Consider the following 21,583-nt stretch of genomic DNA (forward strand, 5'->3'; position numbering starts at 1 on the left):
CGGGTCTTACCAGCTATTGTTGCTGTCGTCGCTGCCGCCCGCCGAGCTATCGTCCCAGCTGTCGCCGCCGCCGGCAGCCGAGCCGTCGTCCCAGCTGTTGTCGTCATTGCCCATATCGATGGGCTGCTGTTCCAGTTGCTGCTCGGCGTAGTTCGATTCGCTGTCGTCGACCGGCTGCTGATAGGCCGCTTGTTCGTGCAGCGGCGCTTCGCGGTACCCCTCGCCCTCGCGCCGCTCGTCGAGCGCGCGCTCCAGCATCATGCCGGCGGCCACGCCACCCAATCCTGCCGCCACCGTGGAGCCGACACCCGAGCCATAACCGCCGCCCGTGGTGTTGTTGATGATGGTGGTGCCGCCATTGCCGCCGCCGTAGCCCGGGCCGTTGCCGTAAGTCGGACCGTTGGCATAGCCTTGCGCACCGCCGGCCGGATAGCCCGGCGCGGTCGTGATCACAGTGGGACGACGCGCGAACATGCGGCTGATGAAGTAGGCGATCATCACCAGGATCAACACGCCGACCAAAATGGACATCATGCCGATGCCGTGTTGTGCCGGCGCCGGTTGTGCCGGTACCACGACCGTGGATTGCGTCTGGCTGGTTTTTTGAGCGGGGTGGTGAACGGCGACGTCCAGGTAGGCTTCGAACTTGCCGAATTTTTCCGGCGCGGTGAAGGTGATCTTCGGATCCAGCTGCTTGGCCGCGGCGACTTCCTGCTGCGCTTGCTTGAACTGGTTCTGGTGCGCGAGCACCTCGGCGTGGATGTAATGGGCCTTGGCACTGTTCGGGTGCTTCTGGAGAACCTGCTGGATGAGGTTTTCCGCGCGGGCGTAATCGCCTTGTTGCACGGCGGTCTGAATCTGTTGTTGTTCTGCGTTCATGAATACTCTTCTCGCTATAGGTGCCGCTCTGCGGCTTGTACTTTAGTCGGGCGAAGGCGGTGGACGTGCGAATCATCGATTCGCCGAGCGGAAACCGGGCTCGCACGCTCGCCTTCGGCACGCCACGGCGGATATTAATACGACAAAAGTATAATGTCTCGAATTTCATAATTTATTAATGTGAATCGACCCTCGAAGCGTTCGGGACGAGGACGGTCAGGCCACGAGATCCCTGTTCGGAATATTTGTGTTGTTATAAGTAACCGAATATTTATACTGCATACAGTAATGAGTTAGTCGTATCGCAGCACCAACCTCTGACAGCCGGGCAACTTGGAGACCGATATGATCCGGACTGCGCAATCTTGCGCTGCGGAAGCAGGCGCCGCCATCGAAGCGTTCCACCGCGATATCGCGCACCCCGATTTGGCACTAGTGGTTTTTTTCTGCTCCAGCGACTATGCGCTGGATGTCTTGGCGGCCGAGCTGGCCCGGCGCTTTGGCGATACGCCTGTGATCGGCTGCACTACCGCCGGCGCGTTCGGTCCGGAGGGCTTTCACCAGCACACGATCAGCGGCATTGGGTTTTGCTCGCCCGAGTGTCAGGCGGTGGTCGGCCATTTGCCGCTACAGCCGGTGTTCGATACCGAGGGTTGCCAGCAGGTGGTGCAAACCCTGCGCCAGACCCTGACCGCCAAGGGCGACTGGGTGCAGTCGACCAATACTTTCGCCATCCAGTTGATCGACGGACTCTCCATCATGGAGGAGGCCGTGTCCCGCGCCGTGCAGAACGCATTGGGTGCGACTTTCATGGTCGGCGGCTCGGCCGGCGACGGCCTGGCTTTTCGGCAGACTCACGTCTATTACGATGGCGCGTTCCATAGCGGGGAAATGGTGCTGGCGCTGATCGCGACCCAGTTGCCGTTCCATCTATTCATGACCCAGCATTTCGACGTTCTGTCCGAGCGTATGGTGGTCACGCGTGCCGACGAGGCGCAGCGCATCGTCTACGAAATCAATGGCTTGCCGGCTGCGCGAGAATATGCGCGCTGCGCGGGCGTGGCGGAAGCGGCGGTGGATGCCGCGTTGTTTTCCAGAATGCCGGTGGTGGTCAAAGTCGGCGATCATTATTACGTACGCGCGATTCAACAAGCGTTGCCCGATGGCGCATTGAAGTTCTATTGCGCCATTGAAAAAGGCATGGTGCTGCACCTGGCTCAGGGGGGGGATATGGTGCGCAATCTCAATCAGGCTTTCGAGGAAGTCGAAAGCGCGCTGGGCGGTCCGCCGCAGGCGATTTTCGGCTCCGACTGCATTTTACGCCGGCTCGAAATTCAACAGTGCCAGCTCGACGAGCAGATGGACGCGTTATATACCGAGCACAATATGGTGGGCTTCGCCACTTATGGCGAGCAACTGCGCGGGGTGCACATCAATCAAACGTTGACGGGCGTGGCGTTCGGGCGGCAATCGGGGGCATCGTCATGACGCCCGCCGAGGGTTCCTTGCTATCGATCGAGGCCTTGCACGCCGAACTGGCACGCAAGGATGGCATCATTCAAGTACTGATGGATCGTGTGGAGAATAGTGTCAGCCTCGCCGACTCCGACTTCGGCATGTTCCAGTCCACCTTGATGCTCGAAGCGCAGGTCAAGGCGCGCACCGAGGCGCTGAACCAGGCGCTGGCCGCCAACGAAAAAGTCACCCGCCAGTTGCAGCAATCGCAGAGCGATTTGCTGCGGCACCAAGCGCATCTGACCGAGTTGGTGGAGGAGCGCACGCGCGAATTGAATCAGGCCAAGGATCGCGCCGAGGCGGCCAACCGCGCCAAGAGCGAGTTTCTCGCTTCGATCAGCCACGAGCTCAGAACGCCGCTCAATGGCGTCATGGGGATGCTCGATCTGGTGCTGGATACGGCGCTTGATGAAGCACAGCGCGGCCTGTTGGCCGACGTGCAGTATTCGGCTTCCGGGCTATTGAAGATCATCGACGCCATTTTGAGCTTCATCTCGATCGAGGCCGACGATGTGGAGAGCCAACAAAGCCGTATCGACTTGCCGGCGGTCGTGACCGCCACCGTGTCGCAACTGACCTCGAACGCCATGGCCAAAGGGCTGCAATTGGTGCTGACCGTCGATCCGACCTTTCCGCCGTGGATCATCGGCGAGGCGCATCGATGGAAGCAGATTGCCGATATCCTGCTCGACAATGCCATCAAGTTTACCTCGCACGGCGCGGTGCACGTCAGTCTGCAATCCGCGGGCGTGGCCGGCGCGCGCGAAACGATATTGCGCGTCAGCGATACCGGCATCGGCATTGCCCCCGTGCATCATGAGCGAATTTTCGAGCCTTTCTCTCAAGTGGACGCTTCCTCGACGCGCAGCATCGGCGGTGTCGGCATCGGTTTGCCGCTGGCGCGCCGACTGGTGCGGCTGATGAAAGGCGACATCCTGCTGGAAAGCGGCCTAGGGGCGGGCAGTTCGTTCACTGTGCGTGTGCCGCAATACCGCGCCGAAGTCGAACTCGACGGTAGTGCGTCTGCACCGGCGGCCGAGGAGTTCGACTATGTTCGTGCGCTGCAGGAGTTGGAGTATCCGGTGACGCTCGAGCAGATTCATGCGTTCCTGGCCGAAGCGCCACAGTGGCTTGCCGAGCTGCATCAGGTGCTGAGCCGCGACGAGGTGGAGGATGCCCTGGCGCTATCGCGGCAAATCCGCCAGGCGCTATTGGCGTTCAAGGCGACGCCTGCGCTGCAGCAATGCATGATGATCGCCGCCATGGCGCGGGCCGGCTGCCCGGACAAAGCCATCGATCATCTAGCGAAGCTGAATGCCGAATGCGGGGTCCTGTGTCGTGCCTTGCGCGGCATCGGCGAGACGCTGGTCGTTTGAGTTGAATTTAAGGGTGAATAACTAGGAATGGTCATATAAGCTCTTATTTAGTGGTTGATCCAATAATAAAATACCGGGGAGCTTGTATGAAGATCACTAAAAGACTTGCATTGACCCTTGCCGTTTCGCTGGGCGCGTTGCTGCTGATCGGTGGCTATGGCATCTGGCAATTGAATCAGGCGCAGAAGCGCTTCGATTACATCGCAGTGAATACCTTACCCAGCCTGAAGGCCCTGGCTTTAGCGACCCAGGCCGTGAGCGATATCCGCGTGTCGGCGCTGAAAGCCATCGTCGCGCCAAGCGACAGTTTGCGTAGCGGTGCGCGCGAAACGCTTGCGAATGCCGACAAACACTTTGACGCCGCCCTGGCCGATTACTTGGCCAACGATATCTCCAACGACGCCGATCGCCAGATGCTGGAAGCGGACAAGACGGCGATGGCCAATTATCAGCGCATGCTCGACCAGGCGTTCCAAATGGCCGCGCAAGGCGATAAGGATGGCGCGCTGAAGTATTTGATGGTGACCGGTCTGCCGATGGCCCAGGCAATCGTGAAATGTCTCGAGGACCATGCCGAGTTCAACTACGATTTGGCCAGCGATCTGGTGAAGAAAAACCAAAGCGATTATACCCAGGCGCTTGAATGGTCGATGTTATTGATCGCGATAGCCTTCGTCGTGGCTGGATTCATGGGCGTTCAATTATTCCGTCTGATCAGCGCCGGCCTAAACGGTATTCAAGACACGCTGGAGCAAGTGAGCCAAACCTTGGACTTCACCTGTCGCGCCCGTGTCGATCGACAGGATGAGATCGGCCTGACGGCGACGGCATTCAATAAACTATTGGCAACGCAGCAGGAGAGTTTGAAGAGTATCTTGCATGGCGCACGCGATGTCGGGACGACGGCGGAGCAATTGAATCAGGCCGCGGGAGAAGTCTCGACGGCCTCGCATGCGCAAAGCGAGGCCGCCGCCACCATGGCGGCGACGGTCGAACAGATGACCGTCAGCGTGAACCACATCGCCGAACGCGCCAAACAGACGCATGCACTGTCGAAAGAGTCGGAGCGATTGGTGCAGGATGGCTCGTCCATCATCGGCCAGACCATCAAGGATATTCATCAGATTTCGTCTTCCGTATCGTCCGCCTCCGCCAGCATTCGCGAACTGGAAACCTACAGCGGGCAGGTGAGCAGCGTGATCGGCGTGATCGGCGATATCGCCGACCAGACCAATCTGCTGGCCTTGAACGCCGCGATCGAAGCGGCACGGGCCGGCGAGTCGGGCCGGGGCTTCGCGGTGGTGGCCGACGAGGTGCGCAAACTGGCCGAACGCACCACCCGGTCGACGCAAGAAATCTCGACCACGATACAAACCATGGTCGAGCGCGCCGCGCATGCGACAAGGCAGATGCATGAAGCCGAGCAACTGGTGGAAACCGGGGTGAAGCGTGCCGATGAAGCCGATGCCGCCATCCAGAAAATCGGCGCCACGTCGACGCAATCCGGCGTAATGATCGGCGAGATCACCACGGCGATCGGCGAGCAGGGCGTGGCGAGCAATAGCATCGCGGTGGAGGTCGAGCGCACGGCGCAAATGTCCGAGGAATCGAGCGCCGCGGCACAGCACACCGCCAACACGGCACAGCATTTGGATGGCCTGGCCAAGGGGCAAATCGCGACGCTGTCGAAATATAATCTGTAAACGACACCGGCCGGGGAGCTTCGCTCCCCGCCTCCGGGAAAGGCCTTAATCGGCCGTTAGCACCAGGCAACCCGCCAGCTCGCGCACGCGCGCAGCCTTGGGTAGATACATCCACGACGTGCTGCCATCGATCGACTCGAACGCCCACGGCAAGCGGCTATCGACCACCAAACGGCACTCGTCGGAATTTGGACGACTGCCACGCGGCAAGCACAACACGGAAATCAGGGAAAGTAACTGCTGCTGGCGGAAATCCTGGTTTGGAAAAAAGACTTGAGCTGCATTACCATCTTGAGTAGCCATTCTGAACTCCACTGAAGTTTGGTGTGGTTAGCGGGCCCAGCGGTGTTACAGCACCCCGGGCCCGCGCCTCTTCGCGGCCTTGGGCCGCACCGCACACCTTACCCAGCAAGACACAAACAGACAACCAAGCGCGACCGTCAGAAAATGCTGAAAATACACGCCCTTGGCACCCCGTAGGAGCGGCTTAAGCCGCTCCTACCAGGCTTCTACGGCATTATCCGTGCTGTATATGCGGTGTTTCGTTTGTTTCTCTTGTTTCGTTTATTTCGTTTGTGTATAGTGGGTCTCTGGCTTGGCGATGTTGGCGCTGCAGGAAGCAGATAAGTTCAATACTGCATAGAGAAGGTGCTGTCATCTAGCCTGGTCAGACGCATAAGCAACGCACGCAAACTCGCACATTCAAAGAACCTAGATCATGAAAACGACGGTAGTAACTGGCCTTCCTAGCGAGGCCGAAACAACGCTTGCCAAGGAAAGCGCCCGCCAGTTATCCCTGTTCCTCAGTAGCAAGGAAGAGGCTCGGTCGATTCGGGTCATCGACCATGCCGGTGAGCATGAGGTAGTGCAGATTCCAACTGCAGCGTATCGCCTGTTGATTGATATCCTGGCGCAGATGGCACAGGGCAATGCGGTGAGCCTGATTCCGGTCCATGCGGAACTCACCACTCAAGAGGCGGCGGATATGCTCAATGTGTCCCGTCCGCACTTGGTCAAGTTGCTGGATGCCGGGGACATTCCCTTCCATAAAGTGGGTACCCATAGACGTGTGCGCTACCAGGATCTGGTGCAGTACAAAAACCAGAGCTATATGAATCGTTTGAAGGCATTGGAAGAACTGTCGGCCCTGGACATGGGCTATTGAAATGACGAGTTTTGCTGCGGTTTACGACGCATGTGTACTGTACCCGGCGCCATTGCGTGATCTATTACTGCAACTTGCACAAACTGATTTGTTTCGGGCCAAGTGGTCCGATCAGATTCACGATGAATGGACAAGAAACCTGCTGGCGAGGCGGCCAGACCTGTCGGCTGCTCAGTTGCAGCGTACTCGCGTGTTGATGAATCAGGCTGTGCTCGATTGTCTGGTAACTGGCCACAACTCAGCACGTAGGGTGCGATCGCGAAGCATCGCACCAACCGCATCATGGCGGATCTAGCCAAGCTGCACCGACTCCCTAGGTATAACTAGATCACTTTCTCGCAACCGGCGGGATTATGAATACGCTTGCTTGAGGGGGGGTTATTCGCGAGTTTGCCAGCTGGGCGGCGAGGCCGAGTAAGCAATTCACCGCCGCAGTTTGGGCACTTGCCGCGGAGAACTTTATCGGCGCAAGGCCCACAAAAAGTACACTCGAATGAGCAGATACGGGCGTCGGGGGACTCGGGTGGCAAGTCTTTGCCGCAGCATTCACAATTTGGCCTAAGTTCGAGCATATTTCCTCCAGTGAGTGAATCGCCACAGCCGTTCTAGACGAACTGGAACGTCTTTATTGCCGGCATCCTCTGCTTTGCCGAGCCGAGAAATCGTTACCGGTTTCTCGGCTCCGGCAGGGTGTATGTCAATGCATTACAGCGATGGCATGGTGTAGCCTTCGATTTTAGCGGCATTAACCAGGCCGCTCAGGTACTGATGCATCATTTTGCTGCTCGCCATCTGGGTCAGGTATTGCTGCAAACGTGCCTTGACGTCGTCAAAACCGATCTGTTCGCCCGGGTGGCGTTCATTGACCTGGATGATATGGAATCCAAACTGGGTCTGAACCAGGTGCGGGGTGATCTGGCCTGCCTCGGTGCTGAAAACGGCCTGTTCGAATTCCGGAACCATTTGGCCACGGCCAAAGCGGCCAAGGCTGCCGCCCTGTTTGCCCGATGGGCAGGATGAATGCTGTTCAGCCAGCGTGGCGAACAGCGACGGTGCGGCTTGAACTTCGCTCAGCACGCCTTCGGCCTTGGATTTGGTCAGCATGTTGGACAGCTCGTCACCGCCGGTCAGCGGGAACAGGATGTGGCTGGCCTCAACGGATTCGCCGCTGTTGAAGCGTTCCGGATATTGCTCGTAAAACTCGCGGCAGGTGGCTTCATCCACCGGTTCGACTTGAATTTCCTTTTCCATCAGCGCGCCAATGGCTTCGCTGATATTGCTGGTGTCCAGACCTTCGGCACGGGCCTTTTGCAGCAACAGTTCACGCAGAATCAGTTCCTGGATGATGGCCTCGCGCGGCTCGGGTGCATCGGCATGCTGGTTCTGCTCCGTCTGGATCATTTCTTCGGTGATTTCGACGCCGTTAACGAGAATGGACATGTGATTTTCCTGAATGAAAGGTTGGTACGCTGCAAAGGTATACGGCGTGTTGAATAAACGAGGTAGATGAAGCCAATGCGATGAATGTCAAGAGGGTGGGGCGCGATAGCTTGGCCGCAAGCGGCGGAGTAAGCGAAAGCTTGCCCTTTTATCTTGTCTAAATTAATCACCTTTGGCCTGCACAGTTTGAGTTTGCACATATTTTTGGGGCGACTGACCGACCATCCGGGTGAAATCTCGGATGAAGTGTGCCTGATCAAAATACCCCAGAGTAAGTGCGAGTTCAGTCCATTCTGGAGGCTTCCCGTTCTGCATCAGAGCCAACGCTTCATGTAGTCGGTAGCGGGCAAGCACGGCCTTTGGACTGACTCCGATATAGTCGGCAAACAAGCGTTGTAGCTGGCGTTCGCTCCAGCCGCTCCAGCTGCTGAGCTGTGCCGCCGAAGTTAAAGAACTGTTGCGCGCAATTTCTGCAACCAGTTCATTGAGCTGCCGCACCAGAGGGGAGGTCTGCGGCAAGCACTCAAGCTGCCCTGTGAAGTCCCAGCAAACATGCTAATAATACTCAACCCATGCCGATAGTTGCTCGGATGGCGGGGTGCGCAGGTGGGTAAACTTGGCTTCGGACAGATTTAGATTCAACACACCGCGAGCAGGCTCTGCGACCCCCGTCGGGCTTGGTCGTGTTTTTCCAATCATCACGAAACATTACCTGTTTAACTATTACGGCAAGAATAGGTCTGACAATATGGATTTGTCGAACTCGCTTTGTCACATCCGCATTTGATTTCTTCAGGAAAACATCATGCAAGCCAAAGGCCAATTTGACGTCACCTTACCCGTACATCCTGCCGCACCCGGCACGGAGGCTGCGCAATTGAGCCGGCGGGCCATTCACAAAACATTCCAGGGAGACCTGGATGCGGTAAGTCTGGGTGAAATGCTGGCCTGCAACGGCACCCAGCCCGGCTCGGCAGGCTATGTGGCGCTGGAGCGGGTGGAGGGTAGGCTTGCGGGGCTGGCGGGCAGTTTCGCCTTGATGCACTGCGGGGTGATGGCGCGAGGCCAGCGCTCGCTGACTGTCCAGGTTGTGCCGGATTCCGGTACGGGCGAATTGCAGGGCTTAAGCGGCACGATGGAAATCGATATTCGCGATGGGCTGCATTACTACCAGTTTGAATATCAATTCACGCCGTCTTGAGAGGCGGCGCGGCGTGAGCTGACGGACTTCTGGGGGCCGCGGGCTATGCCGACAGGCATGCTTGAATGGCCGCTGGCGCTCCAGCGGTAAGCGCTCGCCCTGAGCCGCGCCCGGCCTGCCATCGCGCACGCCCATCATCCAATAAAGCAACACCTTCGCTTACCTAAATGCATAGCGCTTGCCAATTGCTATGACAAGTGCAATATTGAACGTCGTTCATTTTTATACTTCGTTCATAAATAATGGAAGCCGAAAACAGCCGCCGCGAGCGCAAGCGCCAGCAAACCATGGAACGCCTGGTGGCGTGCGCGTTCGAGCTCTTCTCGCAATACGGCTACGAAGCCGTGACCATGGAACAGATCGCCCAACGCGCCGATCTGGCCAAGGGCACCCTGTATAAGTATTTCCCGGTCAAGGAAGCGCTGGTCACCCATCGAATGCACGCGGATCTTGCCGCCGCGCTGCCAAGCATGCAGCAGCAATTGGCGGATGCGCCCGACTGCGCCACCCGGCTGCGCTTGTTCCTGCGCGCCTCCGCCAGTTATTCCGAAGAAAGACGCGAATACATCGGCCCCTACATCCAGCACCGGCTCTGCCGCCCCATCGCCAGCATGGGCACGGAAAACCGCAGCGGGCTGGACCGCATCTACCTGCAGTTGCTCGCCGCCGGCCAGCAAAGCGGTGAAATCCGCGCGGACATTGCCGCCAGCCACCTGGCGCGCCACCTGGCCTTCCTGCACATGGGCGCGCTGATGTACTGGTTCAAGACGCCGGAAAGCTCGCTGCAGCAGGGCTACGACGAAATCCTGGATCTCTTTTTGCAAGGCGCGCGCACATGAAAACTTATCTGCTCGATCTTGCCGCCGCGGAACACGCCGGCCCCGCCATCGCCGGCGGCAAAGCTTATGGACTCGGCCGCCTGCATCGCTACGGCTTGCCGGTGCCGGACATGCTGGTGCTGACGGCCGCCGCCTGCCGCGACGCGCTGGGCGAAGATTTCCTCGCCCAAGCCATACCGCAGGCCGAACGGCGCTCGCAAGTGGCAAGCCGGCCGCTTCCGCCCGAGCTGGCGGCGCAAATCGAAGCCGCCCTCAGCCCACGCGGTTGGCTGGAGCGGCCGCTGGCGGTGCGCTCCTCCGCCACCCAGGAAGACTCCCGCTCAGCTTCCTTCGCCGGCCTGCATCAAAGCCGGCTGCACGTGCGGGGATTGACGGCGGTGCTGGACGCCATCCCCGCGGTGTGGGCCTCTCAGTGGTCGGACGAGGCCGCCGCCTACCGCGCGCATCGCGGCCTACCGCCAGCCGATGGCGGCATGGCCGTGGTGATCATGCCGATGATAGAAGCGCGCTGCTCCGGCATCGCCTTCAGCTGCCACCCGCTCTCCGGCCGCGACGACCAAGTGGTGATCAGCGCCATCTCCGGCTTGGCGGATCAACTGGTGGCCGGCGCGGTGAATGGCGAGGAGATCGTGCTCACTTTCCCGCGCGACATCACGCAAGCAATCGCCATCCAGCGCGACCGGAGCGCCATTCTCAGCGACGAAGAGGCGCAAACCCTGGCGCGCCTAGTGCGCGACGCCGCGCAAGCACTCGACCTGGCCGAACCCTGGTACGACTTCGAATGGACTTGGGACGGCCGGCATTTTCAGCTGGTACAGGCGCGCCCCATCACCACCCACGTCTGGCCCAGCTACCCCGGCCTCTCAGGCCAAGGCACCATATGGTCCAACGGCAATACCCGCGACGTGGTGCCGGACGTGATGGACGCTTTCGACTGGGGGCCGTCGCGCCAGATGGTCAACTTGATGCTGGAGCAAGGCTGGCGCCGCGCCGGCTACCGGCTGCTGCCGGGCGCGCAACGCGCGGCGCTGATCCAGGGGCGGCTGTATTTGAACGTGTCGCTGCTGCAATGGGAAGGCTATGACGCGCTGGGCATCCAGCCGGCGCTGATCAACCGCATGATGGGCGGTCATCACCCGGACATTGTCGTGCCGCCGGCCACCCTGCGCCAGAAGCTGCGCCGGCTGGGCCACATGTTGCGCTATGCCTGGCAGGACAAGGGGGCGCGCCGCAACGGCAGGGCTCAGGTTGCCGACACCCACGCGCGGGCTGCGCAATGGCGTCGGGAAGACCTTTCCCGGCTGGACGGCCCGGCGTTGGCCGAGCGCATGCTGGCCCAGGCCGGCCACGTGTATGCCCAGTTGGATTTGCTTTACCTGCAAGGCTCCAGCGGCGGCAGCCTATCCATGTTGATGGAACTGCTGGAGCGTCATCTGCCAGGAGAGGCGGCCGCGTTGAGCGCCGCGCTGCTGGCCGGCGGCCCACCCAGCGTCACCGCGCAGCAAAGCCTGGACCTGCTGGCGTTGTCGGCGCTGGCGCGCCAGGACCAAGCCGCCTCATCCATGCTACGCGCGGGCGCGGATTGGCGGACGCTGCCCGCCGAGCACCCGTTCCGGCTGGCATTTGCCGCCTTCCTGGAGCGTTACGGCCATCGCGGGATCTACGAAACCTATGTCCGCTCACCGCGTTGGCGCGAGCAGCCGGGCTATCTACTAGAACAAATAACCGCACTGATGCAGCAAGACCCGGACGCGCTGCGACAGCGCCAGCAAGCCGCACAACAGGCAGCCTGGCAACGCCTGAACAGCGCGCTGCCCTGGGGCGCGCGCATTCAGGCGCGCCTGTTCCTGCGCAAGACCCAAGTGGAGTGCAATGACCGCGAAGCCGCCCGCAGCGCTTTTTCCGCCTTTGGCGAAGCCATGCGCCTGCTGGCGCTGGAAATCGGCCAACGCTTGACGAACAGCGGCCACTTGGGCGCCGCCGCCCAGACCTTCCAGTTGTTGCCCGAGGAGATGATTGCCGCGCTGCACGGCCAGCTGCCGACGCACGCAACGCGTCATCGCGTGCAGGATCGCCTGCGCCAGGCCAAACATTGGCAGGAAAACCCGGCGGCGGAAGTGGTGCTCGACGGTAAATCCATCGCGCCGCCGCCCATCTTGGCGTCAGATGCCAGCTGGCGCGGCCTGGCCATAGGCGTGGGCCAAGCGCAAGGCGCGGCGCGGCTGATCCGTCACCCGTCGGAAAGCGCGCGCCTGGCGCCCGGGGATGTGCTGGTGGCGCCCTCCACCGACCCGGCCTGGACGCCGCTGCTCCTGAAAGCCGGCGCGCTGGTGATGGAAACCGGCGGCTACTTGTCGCACGGGGCCATCGTCGCTCGCGAGCTGTGCATCCCGGCCGTGGCCAACCTGCCGGGCATCCTCGCGCAATTGCAGGATGGCCAACCGCTGGCGGTGGACGGCTGGTGCGGCACGGTCAGCATTGTAAACACAGCGCCCTCCCAAAGATGAGTTGCGGCCTGATGGCGCAGAGAAAAATGTCTAGCGCAGGCTCGCGCTAAACCCAAACCATGGAGAAACCGCTTGATGATCAAAGCCCATAAAGCGCATGAGATACCCGTGCCATCCGACAGTATCTTGGCGCCGCTGTATAAACGCGCGGACCTGCTGGATGCTTTTGCGATTCAATTGCCGGCGGGCGCCAGCGACGATCTTGAAGTGCTGGCGCGTGCTGGATTCGAGCGGCAGGCATGGTGGATTCGTGCGCTGACGCGTGTGCGGGACATGATTATGGCGACAGTCGGCGTCAAATCCTCTCGTGCGGTCGGTATTGCTGCGGCGGCGCGAGGGGTGGTGATCGGTTTCTTTCCACTGCTGTCAAAGCGTGCGGGCGAGCTTGTGATGGGCGCGGACGATAGTCATCTCGATTTCCGGCTCGCGATCCAGCTGCGCACGGGCGCGGCAGGCGGTAGGGAGCTTGTCGTGGTGTCCGTGGTGCATTGCCATAACTTGCTGGGACGGACGTACCTCGCGGTAATCAAGCCGTTCCACCGTGTCATCGCGCGGGCTAGTCTGGAACAGGTGGCAAGCCGCTCTGTCTGAACCCGTCTGCGTCTGCCATGCCCGAAATGGAAATGTTCAATGTGGCGTAAAAGCGGGTTGGCCGGGGTGTGGCTTGTCTACGTATGTGAGATATAACAATCCTGCAATTGCTCGGTTACTTCTTGGCGCCGGGGGTATGCGTTCCGAAGCCCCGACCCTCGCCTTTCACCCGAATCTCTCGGTCGCCGATGTGGCACACAATCCTCCGGCACGCTGCACAGCTTATTCAAAGAAAAATAGTTCTCAGCTATCGTTTGTATTCAATCAATTGATTTTATGTTTTTGTGAGTATTCTCTAAGATGATGTCGTAGCCCTTCTAATTCTTTGATACGCAGGGAGAGAGCACTATGGCAACGAATGAAAATGTCACGAAAACAAGCGGTCAATGTCCGGTCATGCACGGTGGTGCCACCGCTGCCGGCACGCAGACCATGGCGTGGTGGCCCAAGGCCCTGAACCTGGACATCCTGCACCAGCACGACAGCAAAACCAATCCGCTCGGCGCGGATTTCAACTACCGCGAAGCGGTCAAGACGCTGGATGTCGCAGCCTTGAAGAACGATCTCAAGGCCTTGATGACCGACAGCCAGGACTGGTGGCCCGCCGACTGGGGGCATTACGGCGGCTTGATGATCCGCATGGCCTGGCACTCTGCCGGCACTTACCGCATCGCAGATGGCCGGGGCGGTGGCGGTAGCGGCAATCAGCGTTTCGCCCCGCTCAATTCCTGGCCCGACAATGCCAATCTCGACAAGGCGCGTCGCCTGCTGTGGCCGATCAAGAAAAAGTACGGCAACAAACTGAGCTGGGCCGATCTGATGATTCTTGCCGGAAACATGGCCTACGAATCGATGGGCCTGAAGACCTTCGGCTTCGGTTTCGGCCGCGAAGATATTTGGCATCCCGAAAAGGATATTTATTGGGGCTCGGAAAGAGAATGGCTGGCGCCGACAGGCAGCGCGGGTAGCCGCTACTCCGGAGAACGCGATCTGGAAAACCCGTTGGCCGCCGTGATGATGGGCCTGATCTACGTCAATCCGGAAGGCGTGGACGGCAAGCCCGATCCGCAGAAGACCGCCAAGGACATGCGCGTGACCTTCGCTCGCATGGCGATGAACGACGAGGAAACCGTGGCTTTGACCGCGGGCGGACACACTGTCGGCAAAGCACACGGTAATGGCAACGCGGCCGATTTGGGGCCGGCTCCCGAAGCGGCCGAAGTGGCGGAACAAGGCCTGGGTTGGAACAATCATAAGCGCCGCGGCATTGGCCGCGACACCGTGACCAGCGGCATCGAAGGCGCCTGGACGACGCATCCGACGCAATGGGACAACGGATATTTCGATCTGCTGTTCAAGTACGACTGGTGGCTGCAAAAGTCGCCGGCCGGGGCGCATCAATGGGAGCCGATCAACATCGCCGAAGAGGATATGCCGGTCGATGTCGAAGACCCATCCATTCGCCGCAAGCCGATCATGACCGATGCCGACATGGCGCTCAAATTCGACCCCGAATACCGCAAGATCGCCGAGCGTTTCCATAAGGATCCGGCGTACTTCTCGGAAACCTTCGCACGCGCCTGGTTCAAGCTGACCCACCGCGACATGGGGCCGAAGTCCCGTTACATCGGCCCGGATGTGCCGCAGGAAGATCTGATCTGGCAAGACCCGGTGCCGGCAGGCCGCAAGGACTACGATGTGGCGGCCGTCAAGGCGAAGATTGCCGCTGCCGGCCTCTCGATTAGCGACATGGTCGCCACCGCCTGGGACAGCGCCCGGACCTTCCGGGGCTCGGACAAGCGTGGCGGTGCCAACGGTGCGCGTATCCGCTTGATGCCGCAAAAGGACTGGGAAGGCAATGAGCCGGCGCGTCTGGCGAGAGTGCTCGCCGTCCTGGAGGCGATCGCCAACGAGTCCGGTGTCAGCCTGGCCGATGCGATCGTGCTGGCGGGCAATGTCGGCGTCGAGCAAGCGGCGAAAGCGGCCGGCGTGAACGTGACCGTGCCCTTTGCGCCTGGCCGGGGTGATGCCGTGGAAGCGCAGACCGACGTCGAATCGTTCGACGTGCTGGAGCCTTTGGCCGATGGCTTCCGTAACTGGCAGAAGGAGAACTATGCGGTCATGCCGGAGGAATTGCTGCTAGACCGCGCCCAGTTGATGCGTCTGACCGCCAGCGAAATGACGGTGCTGGTCGGCGGGATGCGCGTACTCGGCACCAATCACGGCGGCGGCCGGCACGGGGTGTTCACCGATCGCGTCGGGACGTTGACCAACGACTTCTTCGTCAACCTGACCGACATGGCTTATAGCTGGCAGCCGACCGGCCGCAACAGCTACGCCATCGTGGATCGCCAGACAGGCAGCACCAAGTGGACCGCTACCCGGGTCGATCTGGTCTTCGGCTCCAACTCGGTGCTGCGTGCCTACGCCGAGGTCTATGCCCAGGACGACAACCAGGAGAAGTTCGTCCATGACTTCGTGGCTGCCTGGACCAAGGTCATGAACGCCGACAGGTTCGATTTGGTTTGATCGTCTAAACCTCCCCGGTCGTTGAGCTGTGGCCAGGGCAGCAAAGCACCAATGGCCGGTTCTGATTTCAGACCGGCCATTTGGTTGCAGAGAGTGTATCTCGCGGCTCAAGCCGCTCCTGCAGTCTCGGTGGCACACCTTGTGCTGCTTTGGCTGAGACCATCAAATATGTCGTTTAGCGCATATCTCTTTGCTCATGCCACGACGATCCTCCTTGTCCTCTCTGCACATGTAGGTGGCCCGTATTTGCGATCTATGCAATCGTCATGGGTTTACAAAAAATTTGCCGCGAATTAATATAATATCGCAATGTCATACGACATTGGCAATTTGTAGTGCAATGTGCCCAATGATGGGTATTTACTAAAACACAATTAAGGATTGCAAATGCAAGCAAATAAAGTAATGAGCCCGCGTCTCCAAGCGGCTGCCCCGATGAATCTGGCTAAAGTCATCGGCGACTTCGATACCAATACCATGGTGATGAGCCCGCGCCTGCAAGCGGCTGCCCCGATGAATCTGGCTAAAGTCATCGGTGACTTCGACACCAACACCATGGTGATGAGCCCACGCCTGCAAGCCGCAGCACCGATGAATCTGGCAAAAGTTATCGGCAATTTCTAAATAGCATGCCGAATGCCTCGGCTTTTGCCGGGGCATTTTAATATCGAGAGAAAAATGCCAACGGTAAAAATAATTGGAAGTGGAATGCTCGGTGCATGCCAGATAACGCAAGAAGGGATTGATGCGATCAAGTCATCAAGCCAAGTATTTTGGCTAGGGAAAATTGATGGCCTGGAAGCGTTGCTGGAATCGATAAATGTGAAAGCAAAAGACCTGTCCAGTCTATATTTCAATAATGCCATCGATAAAGATAATTATACAAGAATATTAAACGCATTACTTGTGGGATCTGGTGCGGAAAGCACTATTTCATTGATCATTTCAGGCCATCCAAGAGTTGGCGTCACTATTGTGCAGCAGTTGCAACAAATTTCAGACAGTGGACGACTTGATTTAAAATGCATGCCGGGAATATCTAGTTTTGATGGCATGATTAACGACTTGGCGTTGGATCCACTAGAGGAAGGATCCTGCATTGTGGATGCCAATAGATTGATTTTGTACAACTACAAGATGGAAGCATCCATCAATTACTTTATATATCACGTATGTTCAATAGGGAATTCAAAAACGAACTTCATTGAACCTACAGAAAATAACAACATTGCATTTTTGAAAAATAAACTTCTAGAACACTATGACAAAGATCACACCGTATATCTGGTAAGTACATCAAGCTCGCAAGGCGTGCCTTTTGAAAAAATTGCGGGAACACTGGGTGCGTTAGAGGTTTTGATGGGTAGCGTGAGTTATATGCATTCCCTATTCGTTCCGTCCATCATTCCAGACAAGAGTAGAGTAAATTGGGATTTTTTGAAAAGAATTCAAACTATTGAAGAAGTAAACTAATTTTGTCACTATATGGCGCCGTCCTGGGAACGATATGGAATTAATAGCAAAAAGCAAGAGCGATTTGATAAGGCATTACAAAAATATTTGTGGAAATAAAAATTATAAATATGACATAGGCGACTTGTGGCCTCCGGCATGCGCGGAAATCAGAGATCCAGCTCTCTTCGAGAAGATCCCATTTTCAATAAGTCACGAAAGCATCAGATGCTTTGATATTGGTTGCTTGAAACTCAACTGGCTTGACGCAGAAGATGGTAAAAGTATCATTAAAGCAATTGGGATGGATGATCTTCAAGTCGAGCCCATATCATATAGCGAGAGCAGGGCAGCGTTTATTGAAGCAGGCGTAAAGCAATTTGAAGATGTATGCCGCAATGAGCTGGAATTCATATCGGAATTTACTTCGTCAATTGTATGGCTAACGCCAAAGAGCGCAACCTCTAGCTTTGGCAATGCATCATTTTACATGGTTCCACATACGACGCTTTTGTCTGACGGTTCTTTATTTTTCATTCCGCCTTTCAAACAGATACCTCGCGAGTTTGGTGGTTTTGGATTTATAGAAAATCTCTATCACGAAGCCTTGCATCACCAGGTGCACGCGCACTGCGCTTTTACCAAAACAAACTATTGCATCGATGGCATCGATGCGTTTTCACACATCCTGTCTTTCCCCAAAAGAAGCGATCGCACATTCACATTTTTTCAAGCCATCAATGCATGTCATGTGTATAGAGAGCTGACCAATTTCAGACAAAGAGTTTTAGTAAGTTTAGAAAAAAACGCAAGCAAGAGCAGCGAGTCGCTTTCTTGGTTGCATGAGGCCAAGAACGAGGCATTCTTGATGTGGAAAGAATTTGCGTCTGAACTATTTAAAGAAAGGGATAAATTCATTCAGCCATGGCAAGACTTCATTGTTGCCTGGAAACAGGAGGCGGAAGTCCTTTCGGCGAAGAGTTCATATCCTATGACTGATCTTGCAGGTAACTAAATGTCTAATATCGTGCATGGCCCAGGTTTTCTGATGCTGGATAATTTGTTGGCACCGGAAGAGTTGTGTGCCGTACAGTTGTACATGCAATTCGAGAATTACACGCCTGTTCATGCGAATGGTTGGTCCAAGGCGTGGAGGGTTAATGATGGGCAGCCCTTGTCAAGCGGAAGTTATCTATGTGGGCGAGGAGGCAAAAAAATAGCACCTAGCCAGCAGAATGCAATAAACATTGTTGCCGAAAGAATTTTGTCGCTAGAGTCTGAAATCGATTCGTTTCTAGAAAAATTTCTGGAATGGGATTTTATTTCATTAACTACTTTTTTGTATCCAAACGGTGCAGGGCTGGGCTGGCACGAAGACGACTGTCAATACAAAGGTGCTTTCATCTTTTACGCTCACCCGGAATGGAAGCCTAGCTGGGGAGGGGAATTGTGTATCGCCGGTGAAGTGAGCGAGAATTCGGGGCTTCCGGAAAAAATCTACCAGTACGATGCTGATATTTTTGAAATGTCGGGTGTCGGCAGTGGAAGTATTGGCCCGGAATTTGGTTGGACCAGGCGGGAGCGGTCTATTTCCGATAATGGTATTGGAACTTGGATTTACCCAAAGCCAAACAGGTTGGTGATTATCAAGCCAGGATATTCTCATTGTATAAAAAAGGTAGAGGCGGATGCCGGCGAAAACATGCGTTGTTCCGTCACTGGATTTTTTCAAAAGTCCAACTAGTTCCTAAAGAAAGATGGCTAGGTCGCGCAGACCTAGCCAACGCTGTCCAGGATGAAGCCCACAATATTATTGATAGCTTGCTTTGTTGCCTTTGTTCATGCGAATCAATAATGATGAGACAATGATCAGCCCGATTCCCGAGCAGACAAATAGCGAGAGTTGGCCGCCGATTTTGTCAGCCAGTAGCCCCGCAATGCCGCCAACAATCACGCCGACGACGACCTGCTTCCGATAACTGCGTGCACTGGCTGCAGCCACATGCTTCGCATTGAAATTTCGTAACAAGCCATACCAACCCAGACTAAATACGATATTGGAAAGTACGTGCGCCAGAAAAACCAGTACTAGCGCAACGGCCAGAATGGTCGATATCGCGATGAGCTGGTAGCAGACCAGAAATCCAACCATGCAAAAAATGATCAAGTACAAGTTCTGTACTTCGAGTTGCTTCTCTTTTACCAGCATGGGGCCGCACAGTTGCCCAAGGCTGCGAGCAAAAAGCAGGGCTAGGACAATTTGAGAGCGATCGCCGGTGCCGGGAACGAGTACGGGAAGTAGAGCCATCGCTGGCGTGCCCACCAGGGACAAGGCGGGTAGCAGCGCCAGGCTGGCCTTTTGAATGGGCGATAGCGACTTAGGTAATGCCTCAACATTTTGAGCCGACTCGAATGCTTTTTTCAGTCTTGGTAATAATATCAACGCCGCGATCGATACGATGTAGCAGCAGCAATTCACCAGCAGCAAAGCTTGGCCATCCAGAAAGTGACTCAAAATCACGCCGAGCCCAACGCCAAACAGCACGTAGCAAGAGAAAGCCAAAGTATCTATCAAAGCGGCGGCCGCCAGATCCTCATCCGGTAGCATGTACTTTGCATAATGACTGATTGAAGGAAGTGTTATTCCCGCCGCAAACGATGAAGCCAACTCGGTCATTTGCAGTAATGTGATGGAGTGTAGAGTCACCCCAAGCCAAGGAAAGATCAGACCACAGAACCCGATCATTTCGGCCAGAATTAGGCAGTTGACCGCGTCGGTGCGTTTTAATGAGTATTCGCCAATCATACTGCCCAGTAAACCGGGGGCCGTGGAAAAAACGAATGCAAGCGCGAAGGAGGACGGAGAGGCATTGAGCTTGGTTAGCTCTGAAAAGACAACGACAAAAGTCAGGCCTGCACCCATCGAGCTAAATGCCAATGCTGCACATAGACGACGCAACCAGCCATAACGCCGCATGGCACGTAGTAAAATCATAAACATGTGGTTTCTCCAAATGAAACGTTTCCCATTTCAGGGGGGGGCGGGTTTCTGTTCTGGAAAAATCACATGGGCTTTGGCTTTCTGAATTTCTACCATCCTGCCGTTTTGCGCTCGCTATGTCAACTGGATATACTGAGCAAGCGGGAATCTAACCGTCATCATTAAGTGCGGAGCTGTCGGTAATCGCAGCGCAAGTCGCTACGGACGTTTCAGCGGTAATGTGTCGACCGTCCCCATCGAAGCGGTTTGAACCGAGAAAAGCGAAAGCGCTTAATCCAGACAGAACCGTCGCACGATGGCGACGAGTTCGTCCGGCTTCTCGACGAAAGCGGCATGGCCGCTATCGATCTCGACATACTGACTGCCGGCAATACCTTGCTGCAGTTGGCGCGTTTGATACGCCGGCACTAGGTAGTCCTGGCGGCATTGAACCACCAGGGTGGGGGCCGTGATGTGCGCCAGCGCCGCTTTCAGATCGATGCGTAATCCCAATTCCACCCGGCGGTGGGTGTCCGGCGGCGGCGATTGTTCAAGCAGTGCGGCGAGGGTGTCGGCGCCGAGGGCGGTCAGGAATGCCGGGCTGACCGCCAGGGCGAACGCATAGCGGTTGCATAGCGCGACGTCGCCATCCAGCAATTGTCGCCAGGTGCTAAAGACCATCTGGTGTCGCGTGTCGGCGCTGTCGGCCCAACCCGCTACCAGCACCAGACGGCGTACCAGTTCGGGGTGGCGTGCCGCGGTGGCCGCCGCCACGACGGCGCCGAGCGAGTCGCCCAGCAGGTCGACCGGCTCGGTCGATGCATGGCGAATCGTCGCAGCGATCTGTTCAACCAAGGTATCCAGTGCCAGTGGGCCGTCGGGGATGGTAGAGCCACCGGTGCCGCCGTAATTCGGGATGACCACCGTGCGCCGGTCGGCGAACTGCTGGGCGACATGACCGAAATTGCCTTGGCCGTCGATGCTGGTGCCGTGCACCAACACAAGCGCCGGGCCGGTGCCGATGGCAGTGTAGTTGATCGACGTGCCAGCGACCGCAACATGGATAGACATTGAAATTTCCTTGTGATGCAAAAATTTATTTTTTTATTCTAAATGACTTAGATTGATTTTTAGCTGAAGTATGTGAAATTAATTACGGAATTGATTGGAATTATGGGATTACGGCCGAAAGCTTTAGGCAGTGATGCGCTTTGTTGAAGCCTTTCCCGAGGAGGAAATTGTCAAGACACTGTCGGGACAATTGTCGTGGAGTCACTTTCTGCTTCAGGATCGCAACCAGGCAAAGAATCTGGTAGACGGTTCTACAATCGCAAATTGTGTCGCCTTGACTACCGCCGGCAAGGCTGCAAATCGGCCATAGCCGTCTTTCGACAGGTTGAAAAGCA

General features: G+C 57.0%; 20 protein-coding genes. 13 read left to right on the plus strand and 7 right to left on the minus strand.

The features are described from left to right. Window positions 1-6: 6 nt before the first annotated feature. A complete protein-coding gene (locus DFP86_RS09815; RefSeq protein ID WP_133680668.1) occupies window positions 7-879 on the minus strand; it encodes a tetratricopeptide repeat protein in 873 nt (290 codons plus the stop codon). A gap of 345 nt (window positions 880-1,224) precedes the next feature. Here DFP86_RS09815 and DFP86_RS09820 point away from each other — a divergent pair, with 345 nt between their 5' ends. From DFP86_RS09820 to DFP86_RS09830, 3 genes are all read left to right on the plus strand, one after another. After that, window positions 1,225-2,367 carry an FIST N-terminal domain-containing protein gene (locus DFP86_RS09820; RefSeq protein WP_133680670.1) on the plus strand — a complete coding sequence of 381 codons (1,143 nt, stop codon included), beginning with the start codon at window positions 1,225-1,227 and terminating at the stop codon, window positions 2,365-2,367. Beyond that, window positions 2,364-3,770, plus strand: a complete 1,407-nt coding sequence (locus tag DFP86_RS09825; RefSeq protein ID WP_133680672.1) for a sensor histidine kinase — start codon at window positions 2,364-2,366, stop codon at window positions 3,768-3,770. Before DFP86_RS09820 ends, DFP86_RS09825 begins: the two co-directional genes overlap by 4 nt. Before the next feature lie 86 nt (window positions 3,771-3,856). After that, window positions 3,857-5,473: a methyl-accepting chemotaxis protein gene (locus DFP86_RS09830; protein WP_133680674.1), complete on the plus strand. Its 1,617-nt coding sequence runs from the start codon at window positions 3,857-3,859 to the stop codon at window positions 5,471-5,473. Window positions 5,474-5,518: 45 nt separating this feature from the next. On the opposite strand, the gene DFP86_RS09835 is transcribed toward DFP86_RS09830, so the two are convergent. After that, window positions 5,519-5,776, minus strand: coding sequence for a hypothetical protein (locus tag DFP86_RS09835; protein WP_133680676.1), 258 nt, complete (start codon window positions 5,774-5,776; stop codon window positions 5,519-5,521). 415 nt (window positions 5,777-6,191) lie between these two features. On the opposite strand from DFP86_RS09835, the gene DFP86_RS09840 reads away from it, so the two are divergent. Further along, window positions 6,192-6,638 carry a helix-turn-helix domain-containing protein gene (locus tag DFP86_RS09840; RefSeq protein WP_133680678.1) on the plus strand — a complete coding sequence of 149 codons (447 nt, stop codon included), beginning with the start codon at window positions 6,192-6,194 and terminating at the stop codon, window positions 6,636-6,638. A gap of 323 nt (window positions 6,639-6,961) precedes the next feature. Here the strand turns inward: DFP86_RS09840 and DFP86_RS09850 are convergent, their stop codons facing one another. The 3 genes from DFP86_RS09850 to DFP86_RS09860 form a co-directional block, all read right to left on the minus strand. Further along, window positions 6,962-7,210 carry a DUF1272 domain-containing protein gene (locus DFP86_RS09850; RefSeq protein WP_133680680.1) on the minus strand — a complete coding sequence of 83 codons (249 nt, stop codon included), beginning with the start codon at window positions 7,208-7,210 and terminating at the stop codon, window positions 6,962-6,964. 133 nt (window positions 7,211-7,343) lie between these two features. After that, window positions 7,344-8,078 carry a peptidylprolyl isomerase gene (locus tag DFP86_RS09855; protein ID WP_133680682.1) on the minus strand — a complete coding sequence of 245 codons (735 nt, stop codon included), beginning with the start codon at window positions 8,076-8,078 and terminating at the stop codon, window positions 7,344-7,346. A 162-nt stretch (window positions 8,079-8,240) separates the two neighbouring features. After that, window positions 8,241-8,597, minus strand: a complete 357-nt coding sequence (locus DFP86_RS09860; RefSeq protein WP_133680684.1) for a helix-turn-helix domain-containing protein — start codon at window positions 8,595-8,597, stop codon at window positions 8,241-8,243. 286 nt (window positions 8,598-8,883) lie between these two features. Here DFP86_RS09860 and DFP86_RS09865 point away from each other — a divergent pair, with 286 nt between their 5' ends. The 9 genes from DFP86_RS09865 to DFP86_RS09910 all read left to right on the plus strand — a co-directional run bounded on the left by DFP86_RS09865 (window position 8,884) and on the right by DFP86_RS09910 (window position 18,941). Continuing rightward, window positions 8,884-9,279 (plus strand): DUF3224 domain-containing protein, encoded by a 396-nt coding sequence (locus tag DFP86_RS09865; protein ID WP_133680686.1) that lies wholly within the window; start codon window positions 8,884-8,886, stop codon window positions 9,277-9,279. 242 nt (window positions 9,280-9,521) lie between these two features. Then, on the plus strand, window positions 9,522-10,118 hold the full coding sequence (locus DFP86_RS09870) for a TetR/AcrR family transcriptional regulator (protein ID WP_133680688.1): 597 nt from the start codon (window positions 9,522-9,524) through the stop codon (window positions 10,116-10,118). Further along, window positions 10,115-12,625: a PEP/pyruvate-binding domain-containing protein gene (locus tag DFP86_RS09875; RefSeq protein ID WP_133680690.1), complete on the plus strand. Its 2,511-nt coding sequence runs from the start codon at window positions 10,115-10,117 to the stop codon at window positions 12,623-12,625. The genes DFP86_RS09870 and DFP86_RS09875 overlap by 4 nt, the downstream gene beginning before the upstream one ends. 75 nt (window positions 12,626-12,700) lie before the next feature. Further along, entirely contained in the window at window positions 12,701-13,216 is a 516-nt protein-coding gene (locus tag DFP86_RS09880; protein ID WP_133680930.1) for a DUF2867 domain-containing protein, read from the plus strand. A 348-nt stretch (window positions 13,217-13,564) separates the two neighbouring features. Then, on the plus strand, window positions 13,565-15,745 hold the full coding sequence (katG, locus tag DFP86_RS09890; RefSeq protein ID WP_133680694.1) for a catalase/peroxidase HPI: 2,181 nt from the start codon (window positions 13,565-13,567) through the stop codon (window positions 15,743-15,745). A 387-nt stretch (window positions 15,746-16,132) separates the two neighbouring features. Next, the gene (locus DFP86_RS09895; protein ID WP_133680696.1) at window positions 16,133-16,369 is read left to right on the plus strand and encodes a hypothetical protein; all 237 of its coding nucleotides are present in this window, start codon (window positions 16,133-16,135) and stop codon (window positions 16,367-16,369) included. A gap of 54 nt (window positions 16,370-16,423) precedes the next feature. Continuing rightward, a complete protein-coding gene (locus tag DFP86_RS09900; RefSeq protein WP_166642223.1) occupies window positions 16,424-17,218 on the plus strand; it encodes an SAM-dependent methyltransferase in 795 nt (264 codons plus the stop codon). A 34-nt stretch (window positions 17,219-17,252) separates the two neighbouring features. Next, entirely contained in the window at window positions 17,253-18,212 is a 960-nt protein-coding gene (locus DFP86_RS09905) for a hypothetical protein (RefSeq protein WP_133680700.1), read from the plus strand. Then, window positions 18,213-18,941, plus strand: coding sequence for a 2OG-Fe(II) oxygenase (locus tag DFP86_RS09910; protein ID WP_133680702.1), 729 nt, complete (start codon window positions 18,213-18,215; stop codon window positions 18,939-18,941). A 66-nt stretch (window positions 18,942-19,007) separates the two neighbouring features. Here the strand turns inward: DFP86_RS09910 and DFP86_RS09915 are convergent, their stop codons facing one another. Continuing rightward, a complete protein-coding gene (locus DFP86_RS09915) occupies window positions 19,008-20,198 on the minus strand; it encodes an MFS transporter (RefSeq protein WP_133680704.1) in 1,191 nt (396 codons plus the stop codon). A 270-nt stretch (window positions 20,199-20,468) separates the two neighbouring features. Further along, window positions 20,469-21,248 (minus strand): alpha/beta fold hydrolase, encoded by a 780-nt coding sequence (locus DFP86_RS09920; protein WP_133680706.1) that lies wholly within the window; start codon window positions 21,246-21,248, stop codon window positions 20,469-20,471. Between the last annotated feature and the right edge of the window lie 335 nt (window positions 21,249-21,583).

Origin of the sequence: Paludibacterium purpuratum (assembly GCF_004363805.1) — a bacterium.
Lineage (GTDB): Bacteria > Pseudomonadota > Gammaproteobacteria > Burkholderiales > Chromobacteriaceae > Paludibacterium > Paludibacterium purpuratum.

What these genes read in the sequence shown, in the direction of transcription:
- DFP86_RS09915 (WP_133680704.1), bottom strand. Translation starts at nt 20,198, where the DNA reads ATGTTTATGATTTTACTACGTGCCATGCGGCGTTATGGCTGGTTGCGT.
- DFP86_RS09815 (WP_133680668.1), bottom strand. Translation starts at nt 879, where the DNA reads ATGAACGCAGAACAACAACAGATTCAGACCGCCGTGCAACAAGGCGAT.
- DFP86_RS09850 (WP_133680680.1), bottom strand. Translation starts at nt 7,210, where the DNA reads ATGCTCGAACTTAGGCCAAATTGTGAATGCTGCGGCAAAGACTTGCCA.
- DFP86_RS09880 (WP_133680930.1), top strand. Translation starts at nt 12,701, where the DNA reads ATGATCAAAGCCCATAAAGCGCATGAGATACCCGTGCCATCCGACAGT.
- DFP86_RS09910 (WP_133680702.1), top strand. Translation starts at nt 18,213, where the DNA reads ATGTCTAATATCGTGCATGGCCCAGGTTTTCTGATGCTGGATAATTTG.
- DFP86_RS09920 (WP_133680706.1), bottom strand. Translation starts at nt 21,248, where the DNA reads ATGTCTATCCATGTTGCGGTCGCTGGCACGTCGATCAACTACACTGCC.
- DFP86_RS09830 (WP_133680674.1), top strand. Translation starts at nt 3,857, where the DNA reads ATGAAGATCACTAAAAGACTTGCATTGACCCTTGCCGTTTCGCTGGGC.
- DFP86_RS09895 (WP_133680696.1), top strand. Translation starts at nt 16,133, where the DNA reads ATGCAAGCAAATAAAGTAATGAGCCCGCGTCTCCAAGCGGCTGCCCCG.
- DFP86_RS09855 (WP_133680682.1), bottom strand. Translation starts at nt 8,078, where the DNA reads ATGTCCATTCTCGTTAACGGCGTCGAAATCACCGAAGAAATGATCCAG.
- DFP86_RS09820 (WP_133680670.1), top strand. Translation starts at nt 1,225, where the DNA reads ATGATCCGGACTGCGCAATCTTGCGCTGCGGAAGCAGGCGCCGCCATC.
- DFP86_RS09825 (WP_133680672.1), top strand. Translation starts at nt 2,364, where the DNA reads ATGACGCCCGCCGAGGGTTCCTTGCTATCGATCGAGGCCTTGCACGCC.
- DFP86_RS09865 (WP_133680686.1), top strand. Translation starts at nt 8,884, where the DNA reads ATGCAAGCCAAAGGCCAATTTGACGTCACCTTACCCGTACATCCTGCC.
- DFP86_RS09875 (WP_133680690.1), top strand. Translation starts at nt 10,115, where the DNA reads ATGAAAACTTATCTGCTCGATCTTGCCGCCGCGGAACACGCCGGCCCC.
- DFP86_RS09835 (WP_133680676.1), bottom strand. Translation starts at nt 5,776, where the DNA reads ATGGCTACTCAAGATGGTAATGCAGCTCAAGTCTTTTTTCCAAACCAG.
- DFP86_RS09840 (WP_133680678.1), top strand. Translation starts at nt 6,192, where the DNA reads ATGAAAACGACGGTAGTAACTGGCCTTCCTAGCGAGGCCGAAACAACG.
- katG (WP_133680694.1), top strand. Translation starts at nt 13,565, where the DNA reads ATGGCAACGAATGAAAATGTCACGAAAACAAGCGGTCAATGTCCGGTC.
- DFP86_RS09870 (WP_133680688.1), top strand. Translation starts at nt 9,522, where the DNA reads ATGGAAGCCGAAAACAGCCGCCGCGAGCGCAAGCGCCAGCAAACCATG.
- DFP86_RS09900 (WP_166642223.1), top strand. Translation starts at nt 16,424, where the DNA reads ATGCCAACGGTAAAAATAATTGGAAGTGGAATGCTCGGTGCATGCCAG.
- DFP86_RS09905 (WP_133680700.1), top strand. Translation starts at nt 17,253, where the DNA reads ATGGAATTAATAGCAAAAAGCAAGAGCGATTTGATAAGGCATTACAAA.